The organism is Psychrobacter cibarius (assembly GCA_030686115.1).
GTDB lineage: Bacteria > Pseudomonadota > Gammaproteobacteria > Pseudomonadales > Moraxellaceae > Psychrobacter > Psychrobacter cibarius_C.
This window is the reverse complement of the sequence record CP131612.1, coordinates 1-26560: the sequence shown is the minus strand read 5'-3', so window position 1 is coordinate 26560 and position 26560 is coordinate 1. Positions and strand designations below refer to the sequence as shown.

The 26560-nt window shown below is 42.8% G+C and carries 20 protein-coding genes; 7 read left to right on the top strand and 13 right to left on the bottom strand.

Going from position 1 to position 26560, the window contains the following annotated elements:
* Positions 1–3: 3 nt before the first annotated feature.
* A complete protein-coding gene (locus Q6344_00100; GenBank protein WLG13797.1) occupies positions 4–1008 on the top strand; it encodes a YhdH/YhfP family quinone oxidoreductase in 1005 nt (334 codons plus the stop codon).
* A gap of 61 nt (positions 1009–1069) precedes the next feature.
* On the opposite strand, the gene Q6344_00095 is transcribed toward Q6344_00100, so the two are convergent.
* The 6 genes from Q6344_00095 to guaA form a co-directional block, all read right to left on the bottom strand.
* Positions 1070–1969 carry a DNA adenine methylase gene (locus Q6344_00095; GenBank protein ID WLG13796.1) on the bottom strand — a complete coding sequence of 300 codons (900 nt, stop codon included), beginning with the start codon at positions 1967–1969 and terminating at the stop codon, positions 1070–1072.
* A gap of 1 nt (position 1970) precedes the next feature.
* Complete coding sequence (locus Q6344_00090) at positions 1971–3614, bottom strand: hypothetical protein (GenBank protein ID WLG13795.1); 1644 nt, start codon at positions 3612–3614, stop codon at positions 1971–1973.
* 113 nt (positions 3615–3727) lie between these two features.
* Complete coding sequence (locus Q6344_00085; protein WLG13794.1) at positions 3728–3889, bottom strand: hypothetical protein; 162 nt, start codon at positions 3887–3889, stop codon at positions 3728–3730.
* Positions 3880–4695 carry a hypothetical protein gene (locus Q6344_00080; protein ID WLG13793.1) on the bottom strand — a complete coding sequence of 272 codons (816 nt, stop codon included), beginning with the start codon at positions 4693–4695 and terminating at the stop codon, positions 3880–3882. Before Q6344_00080 ends, Q6344_00085 begins: the two co-directional genes overlap by 10 nt.
* A gap of 42 nt (positions 4696–4737) precedes the next feature.
* Positions 4738–5424, bottom strand: a complete 687-nt coding sequence (locus tag Q6344_00075; GenBank protein ID WLG13792.1) for a zinc ribbon domain-containing protein — start codon at positions 5422–5424, stop codon at positions 4738–4740.
* 369 nt (positions 5425–5793) lie between these two features.
* The gene (gene guaA, locus Q6344_00070; GenBank protein ID WLG13791.1) at positions 5794–7389 is read right to left on the bottom strand and encodes a glutamine-hydrolyzing GMP synthase; all 1596 of its coding nucleotides are present in this window, start codon (positions 7387–7389) and stop codon (positions 5794–5796) included.
* A 615-nt stretch (positions 7390–8004) separates the two neighbouring features.
* Between guaA and Q6344_00065 the strand changes: the two genes are divergently transcribed.
* From Q6344_00065 to Q6344_00055, 3 genes are all read left to right on the top strand, one after another.
* A complete protein-coding gene (locus Q6344_00065) occupies positions 8005–9768 on the top strand; it encodes an FAD-binding oxidoreductase (protein WLG13790.1) in 1764 nt (587 codons plus the stop codon).
* Between the two features lie 80 nt (positions 9769–9848).
* On the top strand, positions 9849–11525 hold the full coding sequence (locus Q6344_00060) for a glycerol-3-phosphate dehydrogenase/oxidase (GenBank protein WLG13789.1): 1677 nt from the start codon (positions 9849–9851) through the stop codon (positions 11523–11525).
* A gap of 45 nt (positions 11526–11570) precedes the next feature.
* Positions 11571–13139 (top strand): FGGY-family carbohydrate kinase, encoded by a 1569-nt coding sequence (locus Q6344_00055; GenBank protein ID WLG13788.1) that lies wholly within the window; start codon positions 11571–11573, stop codon positions 13137–13139.
* A gap of 2 nt (positions 13140–13141) precedes the next feature.
* Here Q6344_00055 and Q6344_00050 read toward each other — a convergent pair whose 3' ends face one another.
* Entirely contained in the window at positions 13142–14308 is a 1167-nt protein-coding gene (locus Q6344_00050) for a MalY/PatB family protein (protein ID WLG13787.1), read from the bottom strand.
* 248 nt (positions 14309–14556) lie between these two features.
* On the opposite strand from Q6344_00050, the gene Q6344_00045 reads away from it, so the two are divergent.
* Entirely contained in the window at positions 14557–15387 is an 831-nt protein-coding gene (locus tag Q6344_00045; protein ID WLG13786.1) for a hypothetical protein, read from the top strand.
* A 166-nt stretch (positions 15388–15553) separates the two neighbouring features.
* Here the strand turns inward: Q6344_00045 and Q6344_00040 are convergent, their stop codons facing one another.
* Entirely contained in the window at positions 15554–16369 is an 816-nt protein-coding gene (locus Q6344_00040; protein WLG13785.1) for a crotonase/enoyl-CoA hydratase family protein, read from the bottom strand.
* 216 nt (positions 16370–16585) lie between these two features.
* Between Q6344_00040 and Q6344_00035 the strand changes: the two genes are divergently transcribed.
* Positions 16586–17323 carry a LysE family transporter gene (locus tag Q6344_00035; protein WLG13784.1) on the top strand — a complete coding sequence of 246 codons (738 nt, stop codon included), beginning with the start codon at positions 16586–16588 and terminating at the stop codon, positions 17321–17323.
* A 65-nt stretch (positions 17324–17388) separates the two neighbouring features.
* A complete protein-coding gene (rlmF, locus tag Q6344_00030; protein WLG13783.1) occupies positions 17389–18426 on the top strand; it encodes a 23S rRNA (adenine(1618)-N(6))-methyltransferase RlmF in 1038 nt (345 codons plus the stop codon).
* A gap of 123 nt (positions 18427–18549) precedes the next feature.
* Here rlmF and Q6344_00025 read toward each other — a convergent pair whose 3' ends face one another.
* From Q6344_00025 to dnaA, 5 genes are all read right to left on the bottom strand, one after another.
* Positions 18550–19131: a manganese efflux pump MntP family protein gene (locus tag Q6344_00025; protein WLG13782.1), complete on the bottom strand. Its 582-nt coding sequence runs from the start codon at positions 19129–19131 to the stop codon at positions 18550–18552.
* 153 nt (positions 19132–19284) lie between these two features.
* A complete protein-coding gene (gene gyrB / locus Q6344_00020) occupies positions 19285–21900 on the bottom strand; it encodes a DNA topoisomerase (ATP-hydrolyzing) subunit B (GenBank protein ID WLG13781.1) in 2616 nt (871 codons plus the stop codon).
* 502 nt (positions 21901–22402) lie between these two features.
* Complete coding sequence (recF, locus tag Q6344_00015) at positions 22403–23608, bottom strand: DNA replication and repair protein RecF (GenBank protein WLG13780.1); 1206 nt, start codon at positions 23606–23608, stop codon at positions 22403–22405.
* 169 nt (positions 23609–23777) lie between these two features.
* Positions 23778–24953, bottom strand: coding sequence for a DNA polymerase III subunit beta (dnaN, locus tag Q6344_00010; GenBank protein ID WLG13779.1), 1176 nt, complete (start codon positions 24951–24953; stop codon positions 23778–23780).
* 161 nt (positions 24954–25114) lie between these two features.
* A complete protein-coding gene (dnaA, locus tag Q6344_00005) occupies positions 25115–26560 on the bottom strand; it encodes a chromosomal replication initiator protein DnaA (GenBank protein WLG13778.1) in 1446 nt (481 codons plus the stop codon).

Below are 26560 nucleotides of genomic sequence, written 5' to 3'. Positions count from 1 at the left end.
ATGATGTCTAATAATAAAACCTTTAAAGCCTTAGTCGTCGAAGAAAATAACGACGGCACCTTTAGCAAAAGTATTCAAGAACGCAACGTCAGTGACTTGCCAGAAAATGACCTGTTGATAGAAGTGCATTATTCCTCGTTAAATTTCAAAGATGCCATGTCGGCATCAGGCAATAAAAGAATCACCAGACAATATCCGCATACCCCTGGTATTGATGCAGCAGGCGTTGTTGTCAACGACAAATCAGGCACGTTTACCACAGGGCAAGAAGTATTGGTATTTGGCTATGATCTCGGCATGGATACGGATGGCGGTCTGGGTCAGATGATCTCTATACCTGCCGATTGGGCATTGCCCTGCCCAAAAACGCTGACGTTAAAAGAAGCAATGACTTACGGTACAGGTGGCTTAACCGCAGCACTCAGTATTCAAAAATTAGAAAAAATGGGTGCAAAACCCAGTGATGGTCCAGTCGCGGTAACTGGTGCAACAGGCGGCGTCGGTACGATCAGCATCGCTATTCTGAGTCAGCTGGGTTATGAGGTGATTGCCTTCTCAGGTAAGCCAGAGCAAAGCGAGCATTTAAAAGCATTGGGCGCGAGCGAAGTACGTCATCGCGACACCATCAATGAAATCGGTAACAAGCCTATCGGTCGTGAGCTGTGGGCAAATGCTATTGATACCATTGGCGGCGACTACTTACCAAACCTGCTAAAGCAAACCAAATCTGGCGGTGCGGTGACCAGTTGTGGTTTAGCCAGCGGCGCTGATTTTTCGATGTCGGTGATACCTTTTATCACCCGCGCGGTGTCATTATTGGGTATCGATTCGGTTTATATTCCACTGGCTGATAAAGAAGCCATTTGGCAGCGTGTCGCGACCGATATGAAACTACCTAATCTAGGGAGCTATGGTGAAGAGATTACACTTGAGCAAACGCTAGAATACCTAGATCGCTTTATGTCGAGTAAGGTAGTTGGGCGTTATGTGGTGAATGTGAAGGGATAGATTTTAGGTTTAATATAAAAAAAAGCAGCGCTCGTCTGGGAGGCTGCTTTTTTGTTAAACTCTAATCCAGCTTATACAATATTTCTTTATTCTTTTTAGATTTTTTAAATTTAGAAGGTTCATACTCTTTGATACTTGGCTGAATTAAGTTATCACTAAAGAAAATGACTTCTTTGCCAACTTTGGTTGTATGGGCTGTATGTTTAAATGAAAATTCTTTCCTTTCAAAAGAAGAGTACAATTGCTGTATTTCAGGGACATTATCATAAGATACAATCCACTTTATCTTATCTATCGATTTAATTTTATCCCTTACTGTCTTATGATTATCATCTTTATAATGGTTCATATACAAAGTACTAGCTTTATTATAATACGGAGGATCGAAATAGAATATAACGTTATCATTGGCAGACTCTAACTCAATCTTGTCAATTAAATCTACAGCGTCTTGCCCGTACAAGTTTATATTTTCTCTGTGTTGAGCTATATTTTTTATACGTTTAATTAAGTCGGCTTTGTTAAACCTACAATCCATAGGATACTTACCTTGTTGATCGATACCTCCCATCAATCCACCTTGAATAATTCCTGAACGATTAGTTCTATTCTGGTAAAAAGTGGAGAACCCTAGATCTAACAAATCTGAATCGGCTTTATTATTTTGAACTTCTCTTTGCCTTCTCCATTCATCTACATCAAGCTTAGCGTTCTCAATTAAATTGCAAAGCTCATCTGTTCTATACAATACTGAATGCCAAAAAGCATAAATTGAACGATCTTTATCATTTATCGTTATTTTTTCAACATAACCTTCCATAAGTAGAAAAAGAGCTACTGCTGCTCCTCCAGAATAAGGCTCTACATAATGACCTGTAATTTCATTATCCATACAAACTTTAGCGATAAAAGCAGATAGCCTTGCCTTACCTCCAGGATATCTTAAGGGAGAATAATACATTTTATAACTTACTCATATCAAGTGAGGTTATCAGAACTGATTCGTCTTCTAGCATAAAATCGATTAAGACTACTAGGTTATCACACAAAGTCTTTGCATCATTTGGAATTGCGCCCACATGATAATTATGTATTATTTGATGTGAACGTTGAAGATCAAAATCGTTTAAAGCTGTCTTGATACCTGTGTCTATCACGAGACTAGTAAATCTTTTTTTCAACTCTTCGAAATTAGTAAATCTCCCCTTTCTAAAGGCAGGATCAAAGTAGCTCGAATCCTTCATAAACTGACCATTTGAGTTCTTAGTATTTTCTACTACAAACTTTAAAGTACATTCAAAAGATATACGTGTTAATGCAATTTTTGCATTCGCAGAATCATTTTCTTTCAAGTTATAACATTCATCAATTAGCTTCTTCAAAGCTGGTGGAATCTTCTTTCTTTTAAGTGTAGGCCTATTTTTTACACTATACCTCAAGTTTGCACTAGTGGCATTGGTATTCGTAGCATTGGTATTCGTAGCATTGGTATTCGTAGCATTGGTATTCGTAGCATTCGCATTCGTAGCATTCGCATTCGTAGCATTCGCATTCGTAGCATTCGCATTCGTAGCATTCGCATTCGTAGCATTCGCATTCGTAGCATTCGCATTCGTAGCATTCGCATTCGTAGCATTCGCATTCGTAGCATTCGCATTCGTAGCATTCGCATTCGTAGCATTCGCATTCGTAGCATTCGCATTCGTAGCATTCGCATTCGTAGCATTCGCATTCGTAGCATTCGCATTCGTAGCATTCGCATTCGTAGCATTGGTATTCGTAGCGTTTGGTGCAAACCCACAAGTTTCCAAATCTGTTAAAAAATTTTCAATACTCATGCTTTCTATGGTTCTAGAAGACGTTTTTGGATTTTTAATTAAGTAGTCGACAATTGTATTGATGTATGATCTAAATACAGCTGCATTGTTTATTGTTATTTCGTTTGTATCCCTCTTAAAGCTATATCCACACTTATTCCTTAAAGCAAACATTCGTTCAAATATATATGTTTTACCACCAGTCTCGCCTCTACCTTCTCTTACCAATTTTTTAAAATCTTCTCCTCTAATTTTAGATGCTTCCTGATAGAAAGATCCTATTTTTATAAACTCTTTAGGTTTAGAGTCTATTTCAGTTAAAGACTCCAAAGAACTACCAGATTTAAACAACCTGTAAACTTCAATTGCTTTAGCAATCCGTCCCCATTTTTTAAACAAATTGCTAGTATGCTCAAGTCGTATTCTTTTTTCTAACTCTGATAGATTGTGATACTCCAATACTGGTATTTTATCTATTTCATATCTAGGTAAATCTAAATTATACTTACTAGGTGTTTGTAAAGCTTTTACGGCTGCACACCTCCTATTACCATCTTTAACAATATATTTCTCATCAACCTTGAAGACCCATAAAGGCCTGTCATAATAAAATTCGTCTGCATCTACAATTGCTTTAGTTAACTCTTCAGCTGCTTCTGTAAATAATAAGTACTCGACTATATCACTCTCTTTACTACTACCATTATAAAGCTCAGCAAATCTTGGGTTTTCTTTATCTAGAACCAAATCATCAAGTTTAACTTCTTTTGCAACATAATTTTTATTCATTATAATCATCTCATTTGAAAGCTAAACTTTAGAACTAAAGTCCATAAAAATCTATTATAGGATAATTACACATATAAGTATAATCATCCTTAGTAGACTCATTAAAATTCAACCTACTCCCACTCAATCGTCGCTGGTGGTTTGCTCAACACATCATAAGTCACGCGTGATATCTTAGCAATTGTATTCGCAGTTAGATAAAGATGTGATGAATGTAAAGAGAGTTTCTTACGATCAAACAAAGTCATTTCTACTTTATCAACAGTTAACCACACGCCCAATCAAACTCATTATTCAGCAAATCAATTTGCCCATTACCACCACCCATATTGGCATCGCCAAGCGTTTCTTCAAACTCAATATAAAAAGGGCTAAATTCTGGCATCGCTTGAATGGGATTGGCCGTACCACCAAAATGACTTTTTGCATGAAACCTATCAAGCTTTAGCATCTCACCTTTTTCAGAGAACATCGGAATATAAGCACTCTCACCATCTTCATCTGGCCATTCCTCAAGCATCTTGCCAACGTTAGGATCATCTATTCGGACAACGTGCTTAATAAACTGAGCAGATTCATCTTTAACAAAGCAGGTGCTACCCCATTCTTCAATCTCATAGTCTGGATATATACCATCTTCTTTATTAGGCAGCGGCGTGGACTCACCAGAAAACTCTGCTTCCGTTAGCCAAATCAATGCCCAGCCACCACCAATAATATCTTTCAGATAGGTTTCTTGAGGGTGACGATGGTTAGCATAGCGACTCAGTGACGCCCAAAAATTCTCAGCGTCTGTATCATTCACCTCAGTGAGGTTAGCAATCATATCTTCAACACCGTCTACCCTATCTTCAACATGATCATCCGCTTGAAAAAGCGATATTGCCACGAGATCTTTCCCTTTTATGCGATACGCTTCAGGCACTAATATCGTCCATAAGTGCGCCATCGGTAGACCGTTAATCCTGCTTCGCGGCCATTGAGCCGTGGTGATGCCGACTGGGCGACCAAAAGCCCAACCTTGCCCATGATCTTTATCCGTTAGTTCCAAATCATATGCTTGTTTTAATGGTTCCATCACTTTTGTCTCGCCTCCTTAGATTAACCTTATTTATTAGACGTACTACACCAACCAATACCACTCAGGCGCAAACAAATAGGACATACCCATAGATAGCAATACTGATAATATGCTACCCACAATGGCGCCAACCCATGACGTACCACCCTTTGCCGCTAACTCCTGTTCGACCGTCGCTGGGTGAGCTGTATTACTCATGACTTTTTTTATATTTTTGACGCTGTGACTAAAGTAAAAATAATTACCTAAAAGTCCTGTCAGTACTGCCCATGCGACAAAAAAGCTGGTTTGACCTATAGAGCTATATGCCTCCATACCGAGCAGATGCATTAAAATTAAATCGACCGTATTTATGCCAAGTGCAATACACAAGGCTACTAGGTACATTTTACGATAGCATAACCAAGACGTTCCCAAGAGCAGTCCAGCAATATTAAAACTGTGAATACTCGAGCCATCCTTATTGACTTCTAAACGTGGCTCACTGTCCTTAAACCATTTATTACGGTAGAAATCATCATACTTTTTACCAACGAAGGCTGCCAATAAAGCATCAGCACTTTCAGAGCTGGAAGCCAACTGATTTTTCGGGATTTGCGCATCTTTAGAAATATTAACCGCCGTTAATGGTGGCGGTGTTTGTGCTTGAACGTCAGAGAGCTGATGCCCACATTTTGAACAAAATCCTGCCTCGCTTGAGTTTTCTTGATTACAGTTATTACAAAGCATCTTATCCCTTAATTTTACTAAATACTGAACGATTGATAGGCTTATCTCGACTTTAATAAATAATAGCCAATTAAAGTTGACTATATTATAGATAATAAAGACAAATGTTCAATGAAAAATTAGAGGATTCTTAGTAGCCTGTTTGTTTTAACCAAAAAAAGCACCCAACCAAGTTGAGTGCTTTTTTATCGCTATATTTAACTAATCTAATTATCGATTAGTCGTATATCAATTCGAAAACATAAGTTGAAAAGCTATTTAGATAAGTTTACGTAGTCTAAAATGGTAACAAGGCAACCGAGCGCAGATAGTACGTGTTTGTACATCTAGCTAGGTTAACACCGTTACCGTTTAGAATACTTAAACGGTTTATTCCCACTCAATCGTCGCAGGCGGCTTGCTCGACACATCGTAAGTCACGCGAGATACTTCAGCGATTTCATTCATAATGCGATTCGATACCGTCTCGATCAAATCATACGGCAGATGCGCAAAGCGCGCAGTCATAAAGTCTACGGTTTCAACAGCACGTAGCGCGATTACCCACGCATAGCGGCGACCATCACCAACCACGCCGACTGATTTAATCGGTTGGAATACCGCAAATGCTTGCGCAGTCTTCTCATACCAGCCTGATTTTTCTAACTCTTCCATAAAGATAGCATCAGCAGAACGCAAGATATCAGCGAATTCTTTGGTAACTTCACCAAGGATACGCACGCCCAAACCCGGTCCTGGGAACGGATGACGGTTAATCATTTTGGCTGGTAAACCAAGGGTAATGCCCAATTTACGGACTTCATCTTTAAACAAATCACGCAACGGCTCAACCAACTCAAACGCCAAATCATCTGGCAAACCACCAACGTTGTGATGGCTCTTAATCACATGCGCTTTACCTTGATGCGACTTCGCTGATTCAATGACGTCTGGATAAATCGTGCCTTGCGCTAAGAATTCGATGACTTTACCATCGCTTTGCTCACTGATTTCACGCGCACTATTAGCGAAGACGTCGATAAAGGTTTTACCGATGATTTTACGTTTGGCTTCCGGATCAGACTCGCCAGCCAATGCGGTTAAGAATAACTCTTCAGCATCGACACGAATGACTTTTACACCCATGTTTTCAGCGAAGATTTGCATCACTTGGTCGCCTTCGTGTAGACGCAAGAGACCGGTATCGACAAACACGCAAGTCAGCTGATCGCCAATCGCTTTATGCAATAATGCCGCGACGACTGAACTGTCCACACCACCTGAAAGACCGAGCAATACTTGCTTATCTCCGATTTGCTTCTGCAATTGTGCGATACGCATATCGATGATGTTGTCAGGCGTCCAGCTACCGGCGCAGCCACAGATTTCATGGACAAAACGTCCTAGTAATGCAGAACCTTGTGCGGTATGCGTCACTTCAGGATGGAACTGCAAACCATAATAATGGCGCGAATCATCAGCCATAATTGCAATCGGACAGCTTGGCGTGCTGGCAACGATATCGAAACCTTGTGGCGCATCGACCACTTTATCGCCATGACTCATCCAGACATTTAGTTTAGCTGCAGCGTCTTCGATACCATCAGTCAGCGTTGATTTGCCATCGATATTGATGGTTGCTGCGCCAAATTCATGGATATCACTGGCATGAACTTTACCACCGAAGCGCTCTGCCATCGCTTGCATACCATAGCAGATACCCAATACGGGTACGCCTAGATCAAATACGGCATCATTGATGCGTGGGCTGTCATCTGCGTGGACGCTCTCAGGACCGCCAGATAAGATAACGCCTTTTGCGCCAAAATCGATAATGCGCTGAGTGTCGATATCATAAGGAAACATCTCACAGAATACGCCTGAATCACGGACACGGCGGGCGATAAGCTGGCTGTACTGTGAGCCAAAATCGAGAATTAAGATGCGATCTTCTTTAATAGTAGGAACGTTGGCAGCAGTTGTCATAACGTAGTGTCCATCAATAAATAAATTGGTGCGCTATTTTAACAAGTTTGAGCAGTCTATTGGTTATAAAAATACGCTAATCTGCTAACTGGTATATAAATCTATAGCTCATCAGTATAAACCTCTACTTTATTTCATAAATGAATGCATTTCTTCTATATTTTTCTACATCTAGGTAGCGATGATAAGGCACTGTAGAGTAATCAACAGAATAAAAACGCGATTAATTGACCTAATGCTTTTATAGGCAACGCCTAAATTCTGGTTCAAGCATTATTACAAATAAGTGTTATTACAAAGCAGCCATTATACTTTTTTACCTAGCATTCTACAGAGAAGCTTGTATCAGTATCGCCTATGACTACCGTATATTATTAGGCAACACGTAGACTTCACCCGAAACCTTCTCTAGCTTAGTCTCACCGCATTGGTATTTTTATATATTAGGGTTTATTGGTGTTATTTGGCACTACTTAGCGCATAGACTGATAGTTTTGGTGGGGAATAAAGAATTAGCAAGTCGGAACAGCACACCAATCGTTGTTGACTAATGTACAGAAAACAGTTACTTATTATAGTCACAGATAATCATAATAAATTGACAGGTATGTCCCTATGAGCAAAATCAAAGCCCTTATCCGAAAACGCCCTAAATCTGACCCGTCTAAAGCTATTTCAGTCAATTCTGATAACCAAAACACCAATAACGCCAGTATAGATGCTGCCTCAAAGGGTCATACGGTAAATACCCCAATCGAGCAAACGCGCTGGAATGGCTGGGGCAATATCAATATTAATAAAAAAGTCTCAGCGCATGGGGCAAAACTGATCAAATCGCACATTGGTAAAACCAAAAAACTATCATCAGTGAGCTTACAGCAAGTACTTAAAACCGTGCCCAAATCCCGCTTGCCTGTTGCTATGACTGAGCTTGATACCGTATCTGTCGATAACGAAGTGAGACTTAGACATGCTCGTGGCCAAAGCTTTCCAGACTGGATAGCCATGCATGGTGGCGACTTTGAAGTTTTTCCTGATGGGGTCGCTTTTCCTGAATCGACCGCTGATGTCGAAACTTTATTAAAGCTAGCGAGCGAGCACGACCTTATCGTCATTCCTTTCGGTGGCGGCACTTCAGTAGCGGGTCATATCAATCCACAAAAAGGCTCACGCCCCGTATTGACCATCGCCATGAGCAAAATGGATCAACTCATTGATTTAGACAATGATAGCCAAATTGCGACCTTTGGCGCAGGTACACAAGGGCCAGCAGTCGAAGCACAACTGGACGCACACGGCTACCGCTTGGGACATTATCCTCAGTCTTGGGAGCTATCGACACTGGGCGGCTGGATTGCAGCGCGTTCTAGTGGTCAGCAGTCGTTAGGCTACGGGCGCATCGAGCAGATGTTTGCCGGTGGAACGCTTGTGACCCCAAAAGGGATATTGAATATAGCTGATTTCCCAGCGTCAGCGGCAGGACCTGATCTGCGTGAGATGATGATGGGCACCGAAGGCCGCGCTGGTATTTTTACGACAGTCAAAATGCGGGTACAACCACAACCCGAAGAAGAGCTGTTTAAAGTTGCTTTTTTACCGAACTGGGCAGCGGGTAAAGAAGTGCTTAGACAAGCGGTTCAAAAAAATATTCAATTATCAATGCTACGCCTAAGCAATGCGGTCGAGACTGACGCACATCTACATTTAGGTACTACGCCTAGCCAGTTTATGGCCATTAGTACTTATCTAAAAGCACGTGGACTGAGCTCAAAAAAAGTCATGCTCACTTATGGCGTCTCAGGGGATAAAGCACAGAATAAATTGGCACTGACGCAATTTAATAAGCTATTAAAACAGCACGGTAGTGTTACGGGTAAAATAACCGATATCATGGGTAGTGTCTGGGCACATGGACGCTTTAAATTCCCTTATTTGCGTGGGACGCTGTGGGAAAAAGGCATCATGGTCGATACCTTTGAGACCGCCACCAACTGGAATCATATCGACGAGCAGATGCAGCAGATGCAAGAAGCGGTGAAAAATGCTCTGGCAGACGAAGACGAAGACGAAAACGTCATGGCTTTCACTCATATCTCACATGTCTATAAGCAAGGTGCCAGTCTTTATACCACCTACTTCTTTAGAGCAGCCAAAGATCACGCCAGCACGTTAAGCCGCTGGCAAAAAATCAAACATGCTGCCAGTTCAAGTCTAGCCAATGGCACAGCGACGATATCGCATCAACATGGCATCGGCCGCGATCACGCCCCCTATCTTGCTGCCGAAAAAGGCAAGCTCGGTCTACAAGTAACTAGCGATATGCTCAAAAGCTTGGATCCTGAACAGCGTATGAATCCGGGTGTTTTAATCGAAGACTAAAAGGCAGCTACAGCCCGACTAGATGGCTTAGAAACACTGAGTCACTAATTAACCTGAGTGCAAATTACGACGGATCATTTATGAACCAAGCCAATCAGCATGATCAATATCAGCAACGCCAGCAAGCATTAGCGCCTTTATCTCGCCGCTTGTCTCAAAAAGACCCTTGGGATATACTCATCATCGGTGGCGGTATTACCGGCGCTGGTATTGCTCGCGAAGCAGCACGGCGCGGCTTAGCAGTTTTATTAATCGAGCAAAAAGACTTTGCGTGGGGCACGTCCAGCCGCTCTAGTAAAATGGTACATGGCGGGCTGCGCTATATTGCCTCAGGTGACTATAAAACCACCTTGCTGAGTGTCCGTGAGCGCGAGCGCATGCTCAGCGAAGCAAGTGGTCTCGTCAACGAGATGCATTACGTCATGCCGCATTATAAAGGCAAGTTTCCACCGCCATGGATATTCAACACCTTGCTACGCGTCTACGATGGCTTGGCAGGCAAGCGCTACTCTAAATACTTTAAAAAAGACGCTTTTTTACAGCTTAATCCGCACATCAAACAAGAAAAACTTTTGGGCGCTAGTCAGTTTAGTGATGCAGTGACTGATGACTCACGCCTTGTGATGCGGGTACTTGATGAGGCGATTAATGATGGCGCGCAGGCGATTAACTACCTTAAAGCTGAGTCTTTAATCACCAATGAGCAAGGCTTGGTGACGGGTGCTACTCTATTAGATACTTCTGCTGAAGATAGCAATCATACTTACGATGTCCATGCCAAAGTGGTGGTTAGTGCTACGGGTGCTTGGGCAGACACCTTACGAATGCAAGCCAGTAAGCAAACGGAACACAGCTTTAATAAGCAAATTCGTCCGTCGCGTGGCAGTCATTTGGTGGTCAGTCAAGAGCGCTTACCGCTCAATCAAGCCTATACTTTTTTGCATCCTGTCGATAAAAGGGCCGTCTTTGTCTTTCCGTGGGAGAATCGAACTGTCCTCGGAACAACCGATTTGGATCATCCGCCATTAGACGATAACGAAGTCGGTATCACTAATGAAGAGGTGGATTACCTATTGGCGGCGACCAATAATCTCTTTGTTAATGTAGACATTAGCCGCAAGGATATCATCAGCTCATGGGCAGGCGTACGTCCACTGATTTCTGATGGCGGTGATGGTAAGCGCGTCAGCCCAAGTAAAGAGAAACGCGACCATAGCGTCTGGTTGGATAATAATTTGGTCACTGTTAGTGGCGGCAAGCTAACCACCTTTCGCCTAATCGCCCTTGATGTGCTAAAAATTTGTCAACAAGTACTGGCATTTAATGAAGCAGATAGCAAAGAGCTTGGCTCATTAAATACTGAAGTCTTTAGTAATCAACCGCCAACCAATCCTAAATTTACCACCTTACCAAAACCCCTACAACAACGCTTACAAGGATTTTATGGTCTACAGCTTGATGCATTATTAGAGTTAGCACATGATGATGATTTGGCTTATGTGACCGATAGCAATATTATCTGGGCGGAGATTCGCTTTGCTGCTCGCTGTGAGCAGGTCATTCACTTGGACGATTTGTTACTGCGACGCACGCGCCTAGGATTGATACTGCCACATGGCGCAATGACGCCGTTGATTAGCGATAGGCTCAAACAAATATGTCAGCAAGAGCTGGGCTGGAATGAGCAAAAATGGCAGCAAGAAGTTGACCGTTATACACAATTATGGCAACGCTACTATCATCTGCCTGCGGCTTAAAGCTTATTTTTATTATTGCTTATCACTACATAGTTAAGGATGACTGTGACCCATAACCTTGATACTCCTATTTACTTCTTAGCCATAGACAATGGCACCCAAAGCGTCAGGGCACTTATCTTTGACCAATTTGGAACCGAGATTGCCAAAGCCCGCGTCATTATCGAACCGTATTTTTCAACGCAGCCAAATTTTGCGGAGCAGCATGCCGACTACTATTGGAAAAAATTAAGCGAAGCCTGTCAGCAATTGTGGCAAAACTGCGATATTACGCCCGAGCAAATTGCCGGCGTCAGCCTCGCCACCCAGCGCTATACCATGATATGTTTGGATAAAGACAAACAGCCACTGCGTCCTGCCATAGTGTGGATGGATTTGCGTCGCGGCGAAACCAATGACATAGGCTTGCTCAATCCACTCACTAAAGTCATCGGTATGAGTGAGTTGGTACAAGAGGCACAGCAAAAAGCTCGCTGTAATTGGCTTGCTCATCATGAACCAGAAATGTGGGCAAAAACCGCTCATTATGTCAATTTGTCCGCCTATCTCACCTATCAGCTGACAGGCGAGCTTATCGACTCCGCCGGTCATGCTTTAGGCTACCTGCCATATGATTACAAAGCCCAAGCTTGGTTTAAGCCAAATAACCTCAAATGGCGACTGTTTAGTTGCAGACTAGAGCAGATGCCTAAGATTGTGCCGCCAGGGCAGCTACTCGGTTCTATTAGTACAAAAGCAGCCAAAGCCACTGGTATTTTAGCAGGCACACCAATGATTGCCGCTGCTAGCGATAAAGCCTGTGAAGCGTTGGGCTCTGCTGGACTTGCCGCCGATACCGCCTGCTTAAGCTTTGGCACTACCGCGACCGTCAATACCACCTCAAAAAATTATGTTGAAATACTCAAGCACATGCCCGCTTATACCGCCGCCGCACCAAATTACTACAATCATGAGTACATGATTTATCGCGGCTTTTGGATGGTCAGCTGGTTTAAAGAGCAGTTTGCCCAGTATGAAGAGCAGCTGGCAAAAACGCAGGGCATCGATACCGAAAAACTCCTCGATCAAGCGGTGAAAGACATTCCAGCGGGCTGTATGGGGCTAACGATGCAGCCATACTGGTCACCCGGTGTTCGTCATCCGGGGCTTGAGGGCAAAGGCGCACTCATTGGCTTTGGTGATGTGCATACGCGAGCGCACGTTTACCGCGCAATTTTGGAAGGACTGGCTTATGAGCTAAAGCTTGGTTTTGATACCATTGAAAAGCGTACAGGCAAACCCATCAAACACTTGCGTGTCTCTGGTGGCGGCTCTCAAAGTGACTCAGCCATGCAGCTGACGGCAGATATCTTTGGCATGCCCGCTTATCGACCGCATACTTATGAAGCCTCAGGCTTAGGCGCGGCTACTAATTGTGCAGTAGGGCTTGGCGTTTATCCCGACCATTTAACCGCCACTAAGGCAATGGTGCATTTGGGCGATGAATTCTTGCCTATTGACGCCAATGTTCAGCTCTATAAACGCTTATATAATGAAGTCTATCTAAAAATGTATGAGCGCTTAAAACCTTTATACCAAAGCATTCAAGACATCACGGGATATCCAGCTAAATGATATTACTGTTTAAAAGCATCGCTATTTAATGCAGTATGCATACGAGTTAGCCCTTCTATCAGCAGCGCTTTAGGGCACGCTACATTAAGGCGCATTTTAAGATGCCCTTCATTACCGTACTTAATGCCTGCGCTAAGCTCAACTTTAGCCTCTCTAAGCGCGTCATAGAGTATTTGATCGTCTTGCGTATATGCCGAGCAATCTAGCCAAATCAAATACGAAGCTTCTGGACGCATCACCTTAATTTTAGGTAAATGATCTTCTAAGAATTGCAAGGTTAATTCAATATTAGCTTCTATATAAGTCAGCGCCTGCGCCAACCACTCACCACCCTCTTCATAAGCCCTGCGCATTACCGTATAAGCAAATAAATTCAGCTCATGCTCGTCACTTAAGCGTTGCTGCTGGTTAATTTTGGTGAGTAATGTGCTATCTTTAGCAAATATCATTGAACCTTTGATGCCAGCAATATTAAAGGTTTTGGTCATCGAGGTTACGCTCACCACCTTGTGCTCATAGCCTGTTGCTAGGGTTAAAAAAGGCGTAAATGTATGCCCTTTCAAGGTTAAATCTTGATGAATCTCATCACTCACAATCGCCACATCGTGCTTTTTGCAGATTAAAAGCAGCGCTTCAAGCTCATCCGCTGTCCATACACGTCCGCCCGGATTATGCGGATTGCAGAATAAATATAGCTTAACTTTATGCTTGATAATTTTAGCTTCTATATCAGCTAAATCCAGATAGTATCGCCCCTCATTCTCCTTTAATGCAGAAGTCACCAGCTTACGATCGTTGTCCAACACCTTGGTCATAAAGGGCGTATAAATAGGGTCATTGATGAATACCGCATCCCCTACCTCGGTAAATACTTTCATCATCAGCACCAAACTTGGCACGACACCCGGAGAAAACAGGATATCCTGCTGCTCCAGCCACAAGTCATAACGACTGCCATGCCAGTCGATAATCGCTTGATACAACGGCTCAGTCGGCACGGTGTAGCCCAATATGCCATGCTGCGCTACTTGCTCAATCGCCGCTAAAATAGGCTGAGCAGTTTTAAAGTCCATATCCGCGACCCACAGCGGAATGGTGTCATCGGTATAATGCCATTTAAACGACCCCGTATCACGTCTGTCTATTATTTCATCAAAGTTGTACAGCACCGATGCTCTCCTTTACGGTAGTTTTATATTATAACTGTTCATTCGTCGGCTTAAATGACCTTTGAAAATATAATGCTATCATTATTTGAATAATGGTTAAAAATTAGTGTTACATTAATGTTGCGGACTCTACATATGATCAAGTTATTTATGCCAGAGTATGCTCATATTGCAAGGATTGTGATCTATCAGCTTTTACCCAAACCCCCTACTAAGCCAAGATGGCTTGTCTAAAAGGATTTAGCATGATGAAAATGGATTCCCTATCAAAATTAGCACTCAAAATCAGTTCCCTTACTCTCGCCATTGCCGCAACTTCTGCATGCACTGCTATGGCAACAGGTGCTGACTCCCAAGTTTCAAATACCCAAACCACTACGAATAGTACTGCCATTACTTTAGGCAATAGTGCTATGTCTAGCGGCACTAACGACACGGTTGCTATCGGTAATATGGCCAATGCAGGTCTGAACTCAGCAACCGCTGTCGGCGGTCAAGCCAACGCTGCAGGTTTAGGCTCAACCTCTATCGGTTGGCAATCAAAAGCCACTGCCGAACGCGCGCAAGCGTTTGGTCATCTAGCCAATGCTAGCGGTGTTCGCTCTACCGCAGTCGGCGAAGCGGCAATCGCTGGTGGTACTAACGATACGGTCGCTGTCGGCAATAAAGCCAATGCAGGTCTAAACTCCGCAACGGCTGTTGGCGGGGAAGCCAATGCCGCAGGTTTAGGCTCAACGTCTATCGGTTGGCAATCAAAAGCCACTGCCGAACGCGCGCAAGCCTTTGGTCATATAGCCGATGCTAGTGGCGTACGCTCTACGGCAGTGGGTGAAGCGGCAGCCGCACAAGGTGCAAACTCGGTAGCACTAGGCAATAAATCTATGGCTGGCGGCATGAATAGCATCGCTATCGGTAACGAGGCAAAAGCGACCAAAAACAACCAAGTCGTCTTAGGTAAGGCTGGACAAGTGCAATCTAGTACCGCAGCACAGTCAGGTACGGTCAGAATCGTCACTATCGATGACAACGGCACTTTAGGCACTATGATGGTTGACTACTATAAAAAATCAGCTAAATAATAGTAGTCAATCAGTGCCAAACTACTAACGCTGGTGCAGTTATCACCAGTTATACTCGATAAAATAATGAGACCTCGCCATGGCGGGGTTTTTGCTATTTGAGATTACGGTACTAGGTTTAGGGGTTTGGCGTGGGGCTTTAGATAGGTTGAACTTCAGAAAAGATCTATCGTCCCACAAACTCAGCTTCCCGTCTCTCAACCATCGCCATCGCACCCTCTTTCGCATCTTCTGAATGAAACAAATGCGGCAGATAACCATGAATATTAGCTAATGCTACTTTTGCGCCATTGCGACTGGCCTCTTGTGCTGAGGATAGTAATCCTTGTACGCCAAGCGGTGCAGCTTTGCAAATCTCTTTAGCGATAGTTAGCGCGCGCTCGTATTCTTCTCCATTTGCCACCACTTCGCTGACCAAATTCAGTCTATCAGCCGTTTGCGCGTCAAAGTTTTTACCTGTTAATAGATACGGCATGGCTTTTTGCCAGCCAGCTGCTGCTACAAAGCGTACAGTCGCGCCACCAAACGGCATAATACCGCGCTGAACTTCCATTTGCGCAAAGTTGCAGTTATCACTAGCGATAACGACATCACTATTGAGCATCAACTCAATCCCAGCGGTAAAGCAAGTGCCTTGTACTGCGACGACGACTGGTTTAGTGCGCAGTTTGCCACCGATTCCCCATGGATCTATTTGGGTTTCATCGAATTCAAATGCGCCTTTATCCCATTTATCTTGCAGCTCCATTAAATCAAGCCCTGCGGTGAAGTGCTCACCGTGAGCGAATATCAGCGCACAGCGAAGATTGGCATCGTTTTCATAATTAGTGAGTGCCTCAGACAATTGCTTAATCATATGGCTATCAAAGGCATTGCGTTTATCCGCGCGATTGAGCCCGATCAAGCAGATGTAATCTTGGACGTCATAGGTAATGCGAGTGTCATTGCTAGTAGAATTACTATTATTACTTTCCGTAGTCATGTTTTTCTCCTTATTAGAGCGATCGTTTTATGGTTTGTCACATGGCGAATTAACACTGATAAAAATCATGTAACTTACTTTCAATATAGACATACGTTCGGTGCAACGCAAGCATCGTTTTAGCATGAGTATCAATAGCTGATATCAATATTAGTTGACCTCATTTACGCTAATGTGCAACTATTGTCCAACTCAAGAAATGAATCAGAGCACGTTATGGAATTTTGGCACGGTTTTTTGCTTATCACCAGCGTCCATCTACTCGCTGCCGCCTCTCCGGGTCCTGATTTTGTATTGGTCTCGCAGCAGACTTTAGCAAAAGGTAGACGCACGGGTTTGATTTGTAGCCTTGGCATTACTTTAGGTCTTGCGATACACATCACTTATTCGGTGCTAGGACTGGCAACGGTGATTGCCCATTCGCAGCCATTACTTACTGCTATTAAATGGTTAGGTGGCAGTTATCTTATTTATTTAGGTTGGCAAGGTATTCAAGCCAAACCGAAAAAAGCATCAGATTTAGAAAATTCAGCAGAGCTAATAGATTCAGGTGTTCACGTTTCACAAGATATTCTTATTAAGCAAACGACTTCTACCAATCATACCGAACTTTCTGATAAAGCCATTTCTAATAAAAAACTGCCTACTGATACAGAATCAACCGCTTCCATCCTACGTCGTGGCTTTTTTTGTAATGTGTTTAATCCAAAAGCACCAGTATATTTCGTCGCGATATTTACACTCGTACTCTCACCCGATATACCGCTGTGGCAACTGGCTATTTATGGCCTATGGATGATGGTCTTGCAGATGGCATGGTTTAGTACCGTGGTGATGTTACTGTCTATTCCTGCCGTTCATCGTCGCTTTCAGCGTTTTGAACATTGGATCGACCGCGTATTGGGTACAGCGATGATAATATTGGGATTAAATCTTATTTTACGTAGTCGATAAGACGCTAGTGACTCGTGAAATCTGCTAAAATGGTGCATTATATTCAAACATCAAAGCCCGATACTATGACCAGTAAGCCTATAAACCGTCGCCCGACCGCCAATAATCACAGAAACCGCTCGCCTGAGACTGCCAAAAAATTAGGGCAGCTGCATCCGCGCAATCCGCACCAAGGTCGTTATGACTTTGTAGCATTGACTCGTGCCTTACCAGAGCTTGCCAAGCACACCATTACCAATCCTAAAGGTGAGTCGACGATTAACTTCTCCGATCATCAAGCGGTACGAGTGCTCAATCAGGCACTACTAGCAAATTATTATGGCGTGAAATTTTGGGATATTCCTGAAGGTTATCTCTGCCCACCGATCCCTGGTCGTGCCGACTATATCCATTATATCGCTGACCTGCTCGCGCAAACGACGCATGTTAATAAAGACAATACCCCGCCGACTGGCAAAGAAATCCACGCCCTCGATATCGGTACTGGTTCTAGTGCTATTTATCCGATTGTTGGTAGTCAAAGTTATGGCTGGCGCTTTACCGCTTCAGACATTGACCCAATTTCGGTCAATACCGCCGCTCTGATTTGTGAGACCAATCCAAAGCTAAAAAGTGCGGTTAAAGTCAAACTACAGACCGAACCTAAATTTATTTTTAAAAATATCATCGGTCGCCAAGATTACTTTGATGTGGTGGTTTGCAACCCGCCATTCCATGCCTCATTAGAAGAAGCGATGGAAGCCAATAGCCGTAAGCAGCATAATTTGCAACGACATCGCGGTAAGAATGAGAACGCACAAATTAGCCGCAGCTCAACCAAGTCTGGTAATGCCGCGCAAAACCTAAACTTTGGTGGTCAGCATAAAGAGCTATGGTCTGAAGGCGGTGAGATTGCCTTCTTAACCAAAATGGCAAAAGAGAGTCAAGATTTCGCTGAGCATGTTGGCTGGTTCACAAGTTTAGTCTCAAAATCAGAAAACGTGAAACCAATGCAATTGCTGTTAAAACAACTTGGTGTTGCCCAAATGCGCATCATTGAGATGAGCCAAGGTCAAAAAAGTACGCGTATACTTGCATGGCGTTTTGATACTGACGAAGAATAGATAGTAGTTAATATAAAATAGTTATAGTTTCACGTGAAACAAAGCCTTTATTAAAAAAGCACCCCTTTGATCATCAAAGGGGTGCTTTTTATTATAGAGAATCAATTTAAATAATGATGCTTATTAACGGATAAACATCACCTTTATACCAATGGCTATCAATACTAATCCACCAAGTATCTCAGCTTTATCCTCGAGCCAAGTTCCAGAAGACTTACCTAAATAGATACCGAAAAAGCCAAATCCAGCGGTGATAATAGCGATAATGAAGCACGCTAGCCATGCATTAACTGCCAGTAAGTTTAAAGTAAAGCCTGCTGCCATTGCATCAATACTGGTGGCAATAGCCAATGTAAACATCATACGATGGTTGATTTTTTCTTGTATATTTTCATCGAAACTGCCTGCTAATACCGCTTCAACCTCACCATTAAACGCTTCATATAACATCTTAGCGCCAAGCACAATAAGAATCCCACCACCAATCCACGGGGCAGCAGTCGCTAACCAGCCTAGCAATACTGCACCCAATAGATAACCTATCAGCGGCATCACACCCTGTGCAATACCAAAATACAGTGCTGCATAAATAGCTAAACGCAGCACATAAGCAGATGAGTGCTTTTGCGATTTAGCTCCTAGCCCAATTGATACCGCAAATGCATCCATCGCCAAGGCTATCGCAAGTAAAAAAACTTCGATCATTTCTATATCCATTATCTAAAGCAATTTGTAAATTAAGTTTCACGTGAAACAATTCTAACATTAAAAAACCACCGCCTTGATTGCCAAAGCGGTGGTTTTTTAATTAATTAACAATGATTTCGCAACTCTTTATGTTCAACTTAGAGGCCCAACCTAGATGTCTAAATTAGACACCGTCAATGCGTTCTCTTCAATGAAAATACGACGCGGTTCAACATGATCACCCATCAAGCAGGTAAACATATGATCCGCCGCAATCGCATCTTCAATCGTCACGCGTAGCATACGACGGTTTTCAGGATCCATCGTGGTATCCCAGAGCTGATCTGCGTTCATTTCACCCAGCCCTTTATAGCGCTGAATTGCTAGACCACGACGCGCATCAAGCATCATCTGCTGCCAGAGATAATCAAAGTCGCGTACAGGAATGTCTTTGGTCGTACCAGTCGTTGCTTCACGGCGGATAAAGGCATCCTCTGCAAGCAAGGTATTCCATTCAGCAGACAGACGCAGCAACTTGCTGTACTCGCCGGAATTGATAAAGCTAGCATCTAGCAGATAATGATGGGCTAACTGGTGCACATACACCGTAATACGCGGTAGCCACTGTGCTTTTGCTACTGGAGCTTCAGCGTCAACATTTTCCCCGCCTTCAACTTCAATGACAGGCTTCATACCCAATAAATCAGCAGCAGCAGCATCCATATTTTTAGGCTGCGGCGCATGGATATTGACCAGTTCAATCTCCGGACTCAAATCACTACCGAAGTGCTCAAGCTGGGCTTGCATTGCCTCTTTCCAAGCTTGCATCGCAGGCAAATCATAAGTCATATCAGTGCTAAGCTTCGGCGTATGCGTCAGCGCATCCAATAACACCGCTGGGAAACGAATCTGCAAACGTGCCTTTATCAGCTGCGTTTGGTTATAGTCATTTAGTAGCGTTTCTAGCGCTTGCCCCGTAATAGCAGGAGCATCGGCACTGATATGCAGCTTAGTATTATCAATCGTTGATGATAATAAATACGCTTTAAGTGCTTCGTCGTCTTTTAGATACAGCTCTTGACGACCTTTTTTCACTTTATAAAGCGGTGGTTGGGCGATATAAATATAACCACGTTCGATCAACTCAGGCGTTTGACGGAAGAAGAAAGTCAGCAACAGGGTACGAATATGTGATCCATCAACGTCCGCATCGGTCATGATGATGATTTTATGATAACGTACTTTATCCGGATTATATTCGTCTGGACCAATGCCACAACCAAGCGCAGTGATGAGGTTACCAACCTCAGCAGAAGACAGCATTTTGTCAAAACGTGCGCGCTCTACGTTTAGGATTTTACCTTTCAGTGGCAAGATCGCTTGGGTTTTGCGGCTACGACCTTGTTTTGCTGAACCACCTGCAGAGTCACCCTCCACAATGTACAGTTCTGACAATGCTGGATCTTTTTCTTGGCAATCTGCCAACTTACCGGGCAGACCAGCGATATCTAACGTGGTCTTGCGACGCGTCATCTCACGGGCTTTACGAGCGGCATCACGAGCACGAGCGGCATCAATGATTTTGCCAGCAATAGCCTTACCAGCGCTTGGATTCTCTTGCAGATAATCATTAAACTTATCATGCATTGCTGATTCGACAGCAGATTTCACTTCACTTGATACCAGTTTATCTTTGGTTTGACTCGAAAACTTAGGATCTGGAACTTTAACGGATACGATAGCAGTTAGACCTTCACGCGCATCATCACCAGTAGCAACGACCTTCTCTTTTTTAAAGAGATTCTCGCGATCCATATAGGTATTCAAACAACGCGTCAACGCTGAACGAAAGCCAGATAGATGCGTACCACCATCCCTTTGGGGAATATTGTTAGTGAAACAAAATACTTTTTCGTTATAAGTATCTGTCCACTGTAACGCCACTTCGACGCTGATACCGTCATCTTGCTCACTCACAAAATGAAAGACTTCATTGATGCCATCTTTACCGGCATTAATGTAGCTGACAAATTCTGACAAGCCGCCTTTGTGTTCAAACTCATGACGCTTATCAATACGCTCATCCGTTAAAACAATGCGTACGCCCGAGTTCAAAAATGATAGCTCACGCAAACGCTTCGCTAAGATATCGTACTCAAAGATGGTGCCAGTAAACACATCGCTACTTGGATAAAAGCGAATTTGTGTACCGGTTTTGTCGGTTGGCTCCATTTGCTGAATGTCCGCATCAGGCACCCCATCAGTATAGGTTTGATGATAGTGATAGCCTTCACGCCAGATATTCATTTCAAGCTTTTTCGATAGGGCGTTAACGACCGAGACACCAACACCATGTAAGCCGCCTGATACTTTATAGCTGTTATCATCGAACTTACCGCCTGCATGCAAGACAGTCATAATGACCTGCGCCGCAGATACACCCTCTTCTGGATGGATATCGACAGGAACGCCACGACCGTTATCCATGACGCTCACAGATTCGTCTTCGTGGATAATGATATCGATTTGATCACAATGACCCGCCAGAGCCTCATCGATAGAGTTATCCACCACCTCAAAGACCATATGATGTAAGCCTGTACCATCATCCGTATCACCGATGTACATACCAGGGCGTACGCGTACCGCTTCTAACCCGCGCAATACACGAATATCTTTGGAGCTATAATCAGAAGGTAAACTTTCAGGAACCACCGCTGGTGCCGTAGTTTCAGCAATGCTGTCTGACGTCAGTTGCTCGTGGTCGGTAGGTAATGAATCACTCATGTGCATTCCTTAATCTAGCCATAATCAGCCGTTTGTTATTAGCGCACCACTACGATGACGCCTCATAACGTTATTTTAGACTTAATTTTTATAGTCAAAACCTTTGATAAGCATTACCAGCTAAAACACGATTAGCTGAAAATTCTTGAGTGTTGATAGCGACTTAAAAAGAGTTTCAAGTCCGCGCTTTTTTTCTCTAACATCGGCTTCTTTTTTTAAACATTATAAAAACCAAGATAGCAAATAAAACATCTATTTATCAAATACTTAGAAATTTACAGGCATTGGAAAACACCTATATAACGCCATCAAACAACTTGCTGAGAACAGGACAAAAATAAAGCCCTATTTTAGCATTTTTTTGCCTCTAAGTCACTGTTTACTGAGCGTTTTATGCCTATAAAACCAGCTCGCAAAGATAGCCTATATCATTACGAAACGACAGGTAGATAAGTATCGATATGAAAGACCATGGAGAAAGGAAATAAAATAAAGGAGATAATTAAGGACTAAAGGTTTGACCTTGTTTCACATGAAACATATTAGGTTCTGACCAATATTCATGCACTAACGGCAAAATATCATCGGTTAAGCTGGTCATAAATACCTGACATGGCAGCTGCGCTAACGTCGACAATAGAATATCTATCGCCCTACCATCAAGCTCTGCAGTAATATCATCTAGCAATACCACTGGTGTCACCTGAACATGAGCACTATCATTTGATAGATCATTAGTCTTTTGGGTATTTAGCAGTAATGGCAGTTGCGATAAACGCAGTGCTGTAATTAATAGCTTTTTTTCACCACGCGACAACACATTGGCTGCCTGCTCTTTTATCACAGCTACTTTGAGGTTAGTGTCCGCTTCATGCATTGTATCTGAGAAATTATTATTCGACGCTGCCGAGTCATTAGAGCGCCAATGCACATGAATATCAGCACGGTGATTACCGATACGAGTATATCCCAGTTGCAAATCCTGTTCTAAGCGCTCGTTAAGCTGTATATCCAGCGCAACATTCGTATCATAACCAGCATTATAGCTAAGGCTCAATTGCTCCGCATAAGCAGGCAATAACTGCGCGATACTTTCAGCAAAATAAGGCTGCCATTCTGCAAATATCCGTTCACGATAATGATGAATCAGTGCCGCATGATTACTAAGTCCTTTGTCCCACGATTTTAGTTCAGCGAGCTGCACTTGGGTCAAATGACGTGTCTTTTTTAGCAAACTATTGCGCTGTTTTAATAGACGCTGATAGGCGAGCCATTGCGGATGAAAGCCTTGTTTCATGTGAAACACTAGCCAATCTAGCAGCTGGCGACGACTAGCACTACCCTGCTCTAACATATCCATCGTCGATGGATCTATCAGTAGCGTTGGTAGCTGCTCAGTTAAGATGCTTTGGTTATAGACAGTGGTTTGATTCAGACGTAGAATTGTGGTCGCGTCAGCTTGTTTTTGGATAGCAAGAGTACTACTATCATTGAGTCTAGCGTACACAGTCACTGCATTTTGGTGGTGCTGAATGTAGCGTTTTGGCTGGTGATGACGAAAGCTTTTTCCTCTTGATAGCAGAAATATGGCTTCGAGTAATGAAGTTTTTCCACTGCCATTGGCACCGATAATGACGTTGCAAGCTGTTGCATGTAGATTGACTTGCGTCAGGTTGCGTAGGTTCGATATTTGTAGACGTTCAATCATAATGCCGACAGCCGCATATTGACGCTACCTATAAAATAGGCAAAAGTTTAATAATTATTGAATTTAAAATACCGGATTTTAATCAAAGACACTCAGCTTACCTTAATTTTTAAGTGTAAACTGAGTGTCTTTAGCCTCTTTGCTCAAGCCTATTGAAAATATACAGAAACTATATACGCATTGGCATAATGACATATTGATGGAACTCATCATTCAGCTGATTGACTAGCACCGACGCGTTTGATTGACTCATGTGCATTTGCAAGTCACCTTGAATAACGCCAAGCACATCTTGTAAATAAGCCGCATTAAAGGACAGCTCCATCGGCTCGCCTTGATACTTCGCCTGTATCATCTCCACCGCTTCATCTTGCTCTGCATTATTAGCACGAACTTCTACCATGCCGTCGCTGGCAAAATTAAACACCACACCGCGAGATTTTTCATTACTTAAAATCGCGACACGGCGCAATACGTCCGTCATTTTTTCTTGATTGAATAAAGCCAGTTTATCCGTATTACTTGGCATCACTCGGCGATAATCAGGGAATTTCCCATCAATCAGGCGCGCAGTGAAAGTAACCATCAGGTTTTGATTGACCTGTCCTGCACTATCAACGTCACCAAACGGTAAGCTCACTTGCAAAAACTCACGCCCGAAGCTCAAGGTGACCTGATTGTCTTGCTCACCAAGCATTTTTCCTAGCTCAGAGGCCAAGCGCTCAAGCTCAATAACAGCTTTACGGGGCAAAATAGCTTGCATGCTTAAATCAGCACTGACATCGATGACACTGCGCGCCAAAGCCAATCGATGCCCATCGGTTGCAACCGTCGTCAGCTGCTGTTGCGACACGTCAAACAACATACCAGTGAGATAATAGCGAACATCTTGAATCGCCATTGCAAACTGCGTTTTATGAATCAAATCGATCAGACGATTGCGACTGATGGTTAATGGCGTGATATTTTCGGGATTACCCAAACTCGGATAATCTTCGCTAGGTAATGTGCCTAAGGTGAAGCGACTCTTGCCGCTGGTTAATAAGCAGCGTTCATTTTCTTGAGTAGCCAAATTAATTTGAGCTTGTGCAGGCAATGATTTACAGATGTCTTTTAATTTTGTTGCAGGTAAAGTTGTGGTACCAGCTTCAACACAAGCACCAGCAGGCAGTTTCAAAGTCGATGTCAGCTCTACTTCTAAATCAGAAGCCGTCAAAATAAGCGTTGATTCGGATAGCTGTAGCTTGATATTGCCCAAAATAACCATATTGTGCCGTTTATCAGCAGCCTTGGCGATCAAATTAATGGCTTTTAGTAACGACTCTCGATTAATCGATAATTGCATGCTTGGTTACTCTTATTTAAATGATTTTTATTATAAAACTTAACAATAATGGCTTAATCATACCCTGTCTATTGACTATAATCCATTCGCTGTCTGTCTACTCGTATTTTTAATATTATAAACCATATCAATCCACTAAAACATAGTGATACCGCGACCTGCTAACCCGCTTGCAGCATCAATGCCAGTGTTTTGTAATCCTTATCAAAGGCAGGATCGGCTGCTCGTAGCTCATTAACTTTATCGCAAGCATGCATCACCGTTGTATGATCGCGACCACCGAATGATTGACCAATCTCAGGAAAGCTATCACCAGTCAACTCACGCGATAATGCCATCGCTATTTGACGCGGTCTGGCAATACTGCGTGTGCGTTTACGACCCATCATCTCTTTGATGGTCACATCATAGTACTCAGCGACCACTTTGCGAATATTATCCATATTCACAGCTTGCACACGCATCGCGACGATGTCTTTTAGCGCATATTGCACCATTTCAAGAGTAATCTGTGCACCCGTCAAGTTAGCATTAGCAAAGACTTGATTTAGAGCACCTTCTAAACGCCTAACATTTGAAACCACATTTTGAGCGATGAATAATGCGCATTCTTTAGGCAGTGTCATACCATATGAAGCTGCTTTTTTTTGCAAAATTTGCACACGAGTATCAATCTCAGGCGGATCAACTGCTACAGTTAGCCCCCAAGAAAATCGCGATCTAAAACGTTCATCGAATTCGGTCATTTGCGAAGGATGACGATCTGAAGCCAAAATCAGTTGTTTATCACCACTGGTAAAATCTGCAAATAATGTCAAAAACTCATTACTACTTTTGGTTTTTCCTGCCAATACATGAATATCATCTACAATCAATAAATCCACTTTTTTAATTTTCTTTTTAAAATCTTCTATTTTATTATTTCTTAATGAATAAACCAATTGATTAATAAATTTTTCAGAAGTGAAATAATAAAAACTTTGATTATTTTTTAAATATCGATGTGCTACAGAATGCATTAAATGCGTTTTTCCCAAACCAGAAGGTCCGTATATAAATAAAGGATTGTGTCGATTTTTTGATTGGCGCTTACCAAGCTCATAACAGGCTTTATAAGCCAAATTGTTAGACTTGCCAGTGACAAAAGTTTCAAAAGTAAAGTCAGGGTTTAGATAACTCAACGACTTAGCATCAGCAGAATCAACCAATTCTGCATGACGCATATTAGCATCAATATCTGCTTTTGCATTGTTATGATGAATGGTTTCAAACTTATGATCTGCAGGGGTAGGGGAGGGTTTATCTTCTTCAAACAAAGACCCTGATTGCAATTGACGATTGTCTTCATTATCGCGGCCAGCGTTATCAACACGCACAACCACCTCTTCAATACTTCCTTGACTGTGCTTAGCAACCAGCTGCTGTATCTCTTGCAAGTGGTTTTTTTTGATGTAAGTCACAAAATAATCATTAGGAGCAAGTATAGTCAGCGTTTGCGCCTCTTGATGAGCTGACAATGGTCTCAACCACATAGTAAATACGTTGTCTTTGACGTTATATCGTAGGTCATTTAGACATTTATCCCAAATATTTGCTGTGTCTATCAT

Bases quoted from the DNA above. Each gene is read 5' to 3' on its own strand.
- dnaA (WLG13778.1), bottom strand. From the start codon at position 26,560: ATGATAGACACAGCAAATATTTGGGATAAATGTCTAAATGACCTACGA.
- Q6344_00035 (WLG13784.1), top strand. From the start codon at position 16,586: ATGGAATTTTGGCACGGTTTTTTGCTTATCACCAGCGTCCATCTACTC.
- Q6344_00040 (WLG13785.1), bottom strand. From the start codon at position 16,369: ATGACTACGGAAAGTAATAATAGTAATTCTACTAGCAATGACACTCGC.
- Q6344_00100 (WLG13797.1), top strand. From the start codon at position 4: ATGTCTAATAATAAAACCTTTAAAGCCTTAGTCGTCGAAGAAAATAAC.
- gyrB (WLG13781.1), bottom strand. From the start codon at position 21,900: ATGAGTGATTCATTACCTACCGACCACGAGCAACTGACGTCAGACAGC.
- Q6344_00025 (WLG13782.1), bottom strand. From the start codon at position 19,131: ATGATCGAAGTTTTTTTACTTGCGATAGCCTTGGCGATGGATGCATTT.
- recF (WLG13780.1), bottom strand. From the start codon at position 23,608: ATGATTGAACGTCTACAAATATCGAACCTACGCAACCTGACGCAAGTC.
- Q6344_00095 (WLG13796.1), bottom strand. From the start codon at position 1,969: ATGTATTATTCTCCCTTAAGATATCCTGGAGGTAAGGCAAGGCTATCT.
- Q6344_00075 (WLG13792.1), bottom strand. From the start codon at position 5,424: ATGCTTTGTAATAACTGTAATCAAGAAAACTCAAGCGAGGCAGGATTT.
- rlmF (WLG13783.1), top strand. From the start codon at position 17,389: ATGACCAGTAAGCCTATAAACCGTCGCCCGACCGCCAATAATCACAGA.
- Q6344_00045 (WLG13786.1), top strand. From the start codon at position 14,557: ATGAAAATGGATTCCCTATCAAAATTAGCACTCAAAATCAGTTCCCTT.
- Q6344_00065 (WLG13790.1), top strand. From the start codon at position 8,005: ATGAGCAAAATCAAAGCCCTTATCCGAAAACGCCCTAAATCTGACCCG.
- Q6344_00060 (WLG13789.1), top strand. From the start codon at position 9,849: ATGAACCAAGCCAATCAGCATGATCAATATCAGCAACGCCAGCAAGCA.
- guaA (WLG13791.1), bottom strand. From the start codon at position 7,389: ATGACAACTGCTGCCAACGTTCCTACTATTAAAGAAGATCGCATCTTA.
- Q6344_00090 (WLG13795.1), bottom strand. From the start codon at position 3,614: ATGAATAAAAATTATGTTGCAAAAGAAGTTAAACTTGATGATTTGGTT.
- dnaN (WLG13779.1), bottom strand. From the start codon at position 24,953: ATGCAATTATCGATTAATCGAGAGTCGTTACTAAAAGCCATTAATTTG.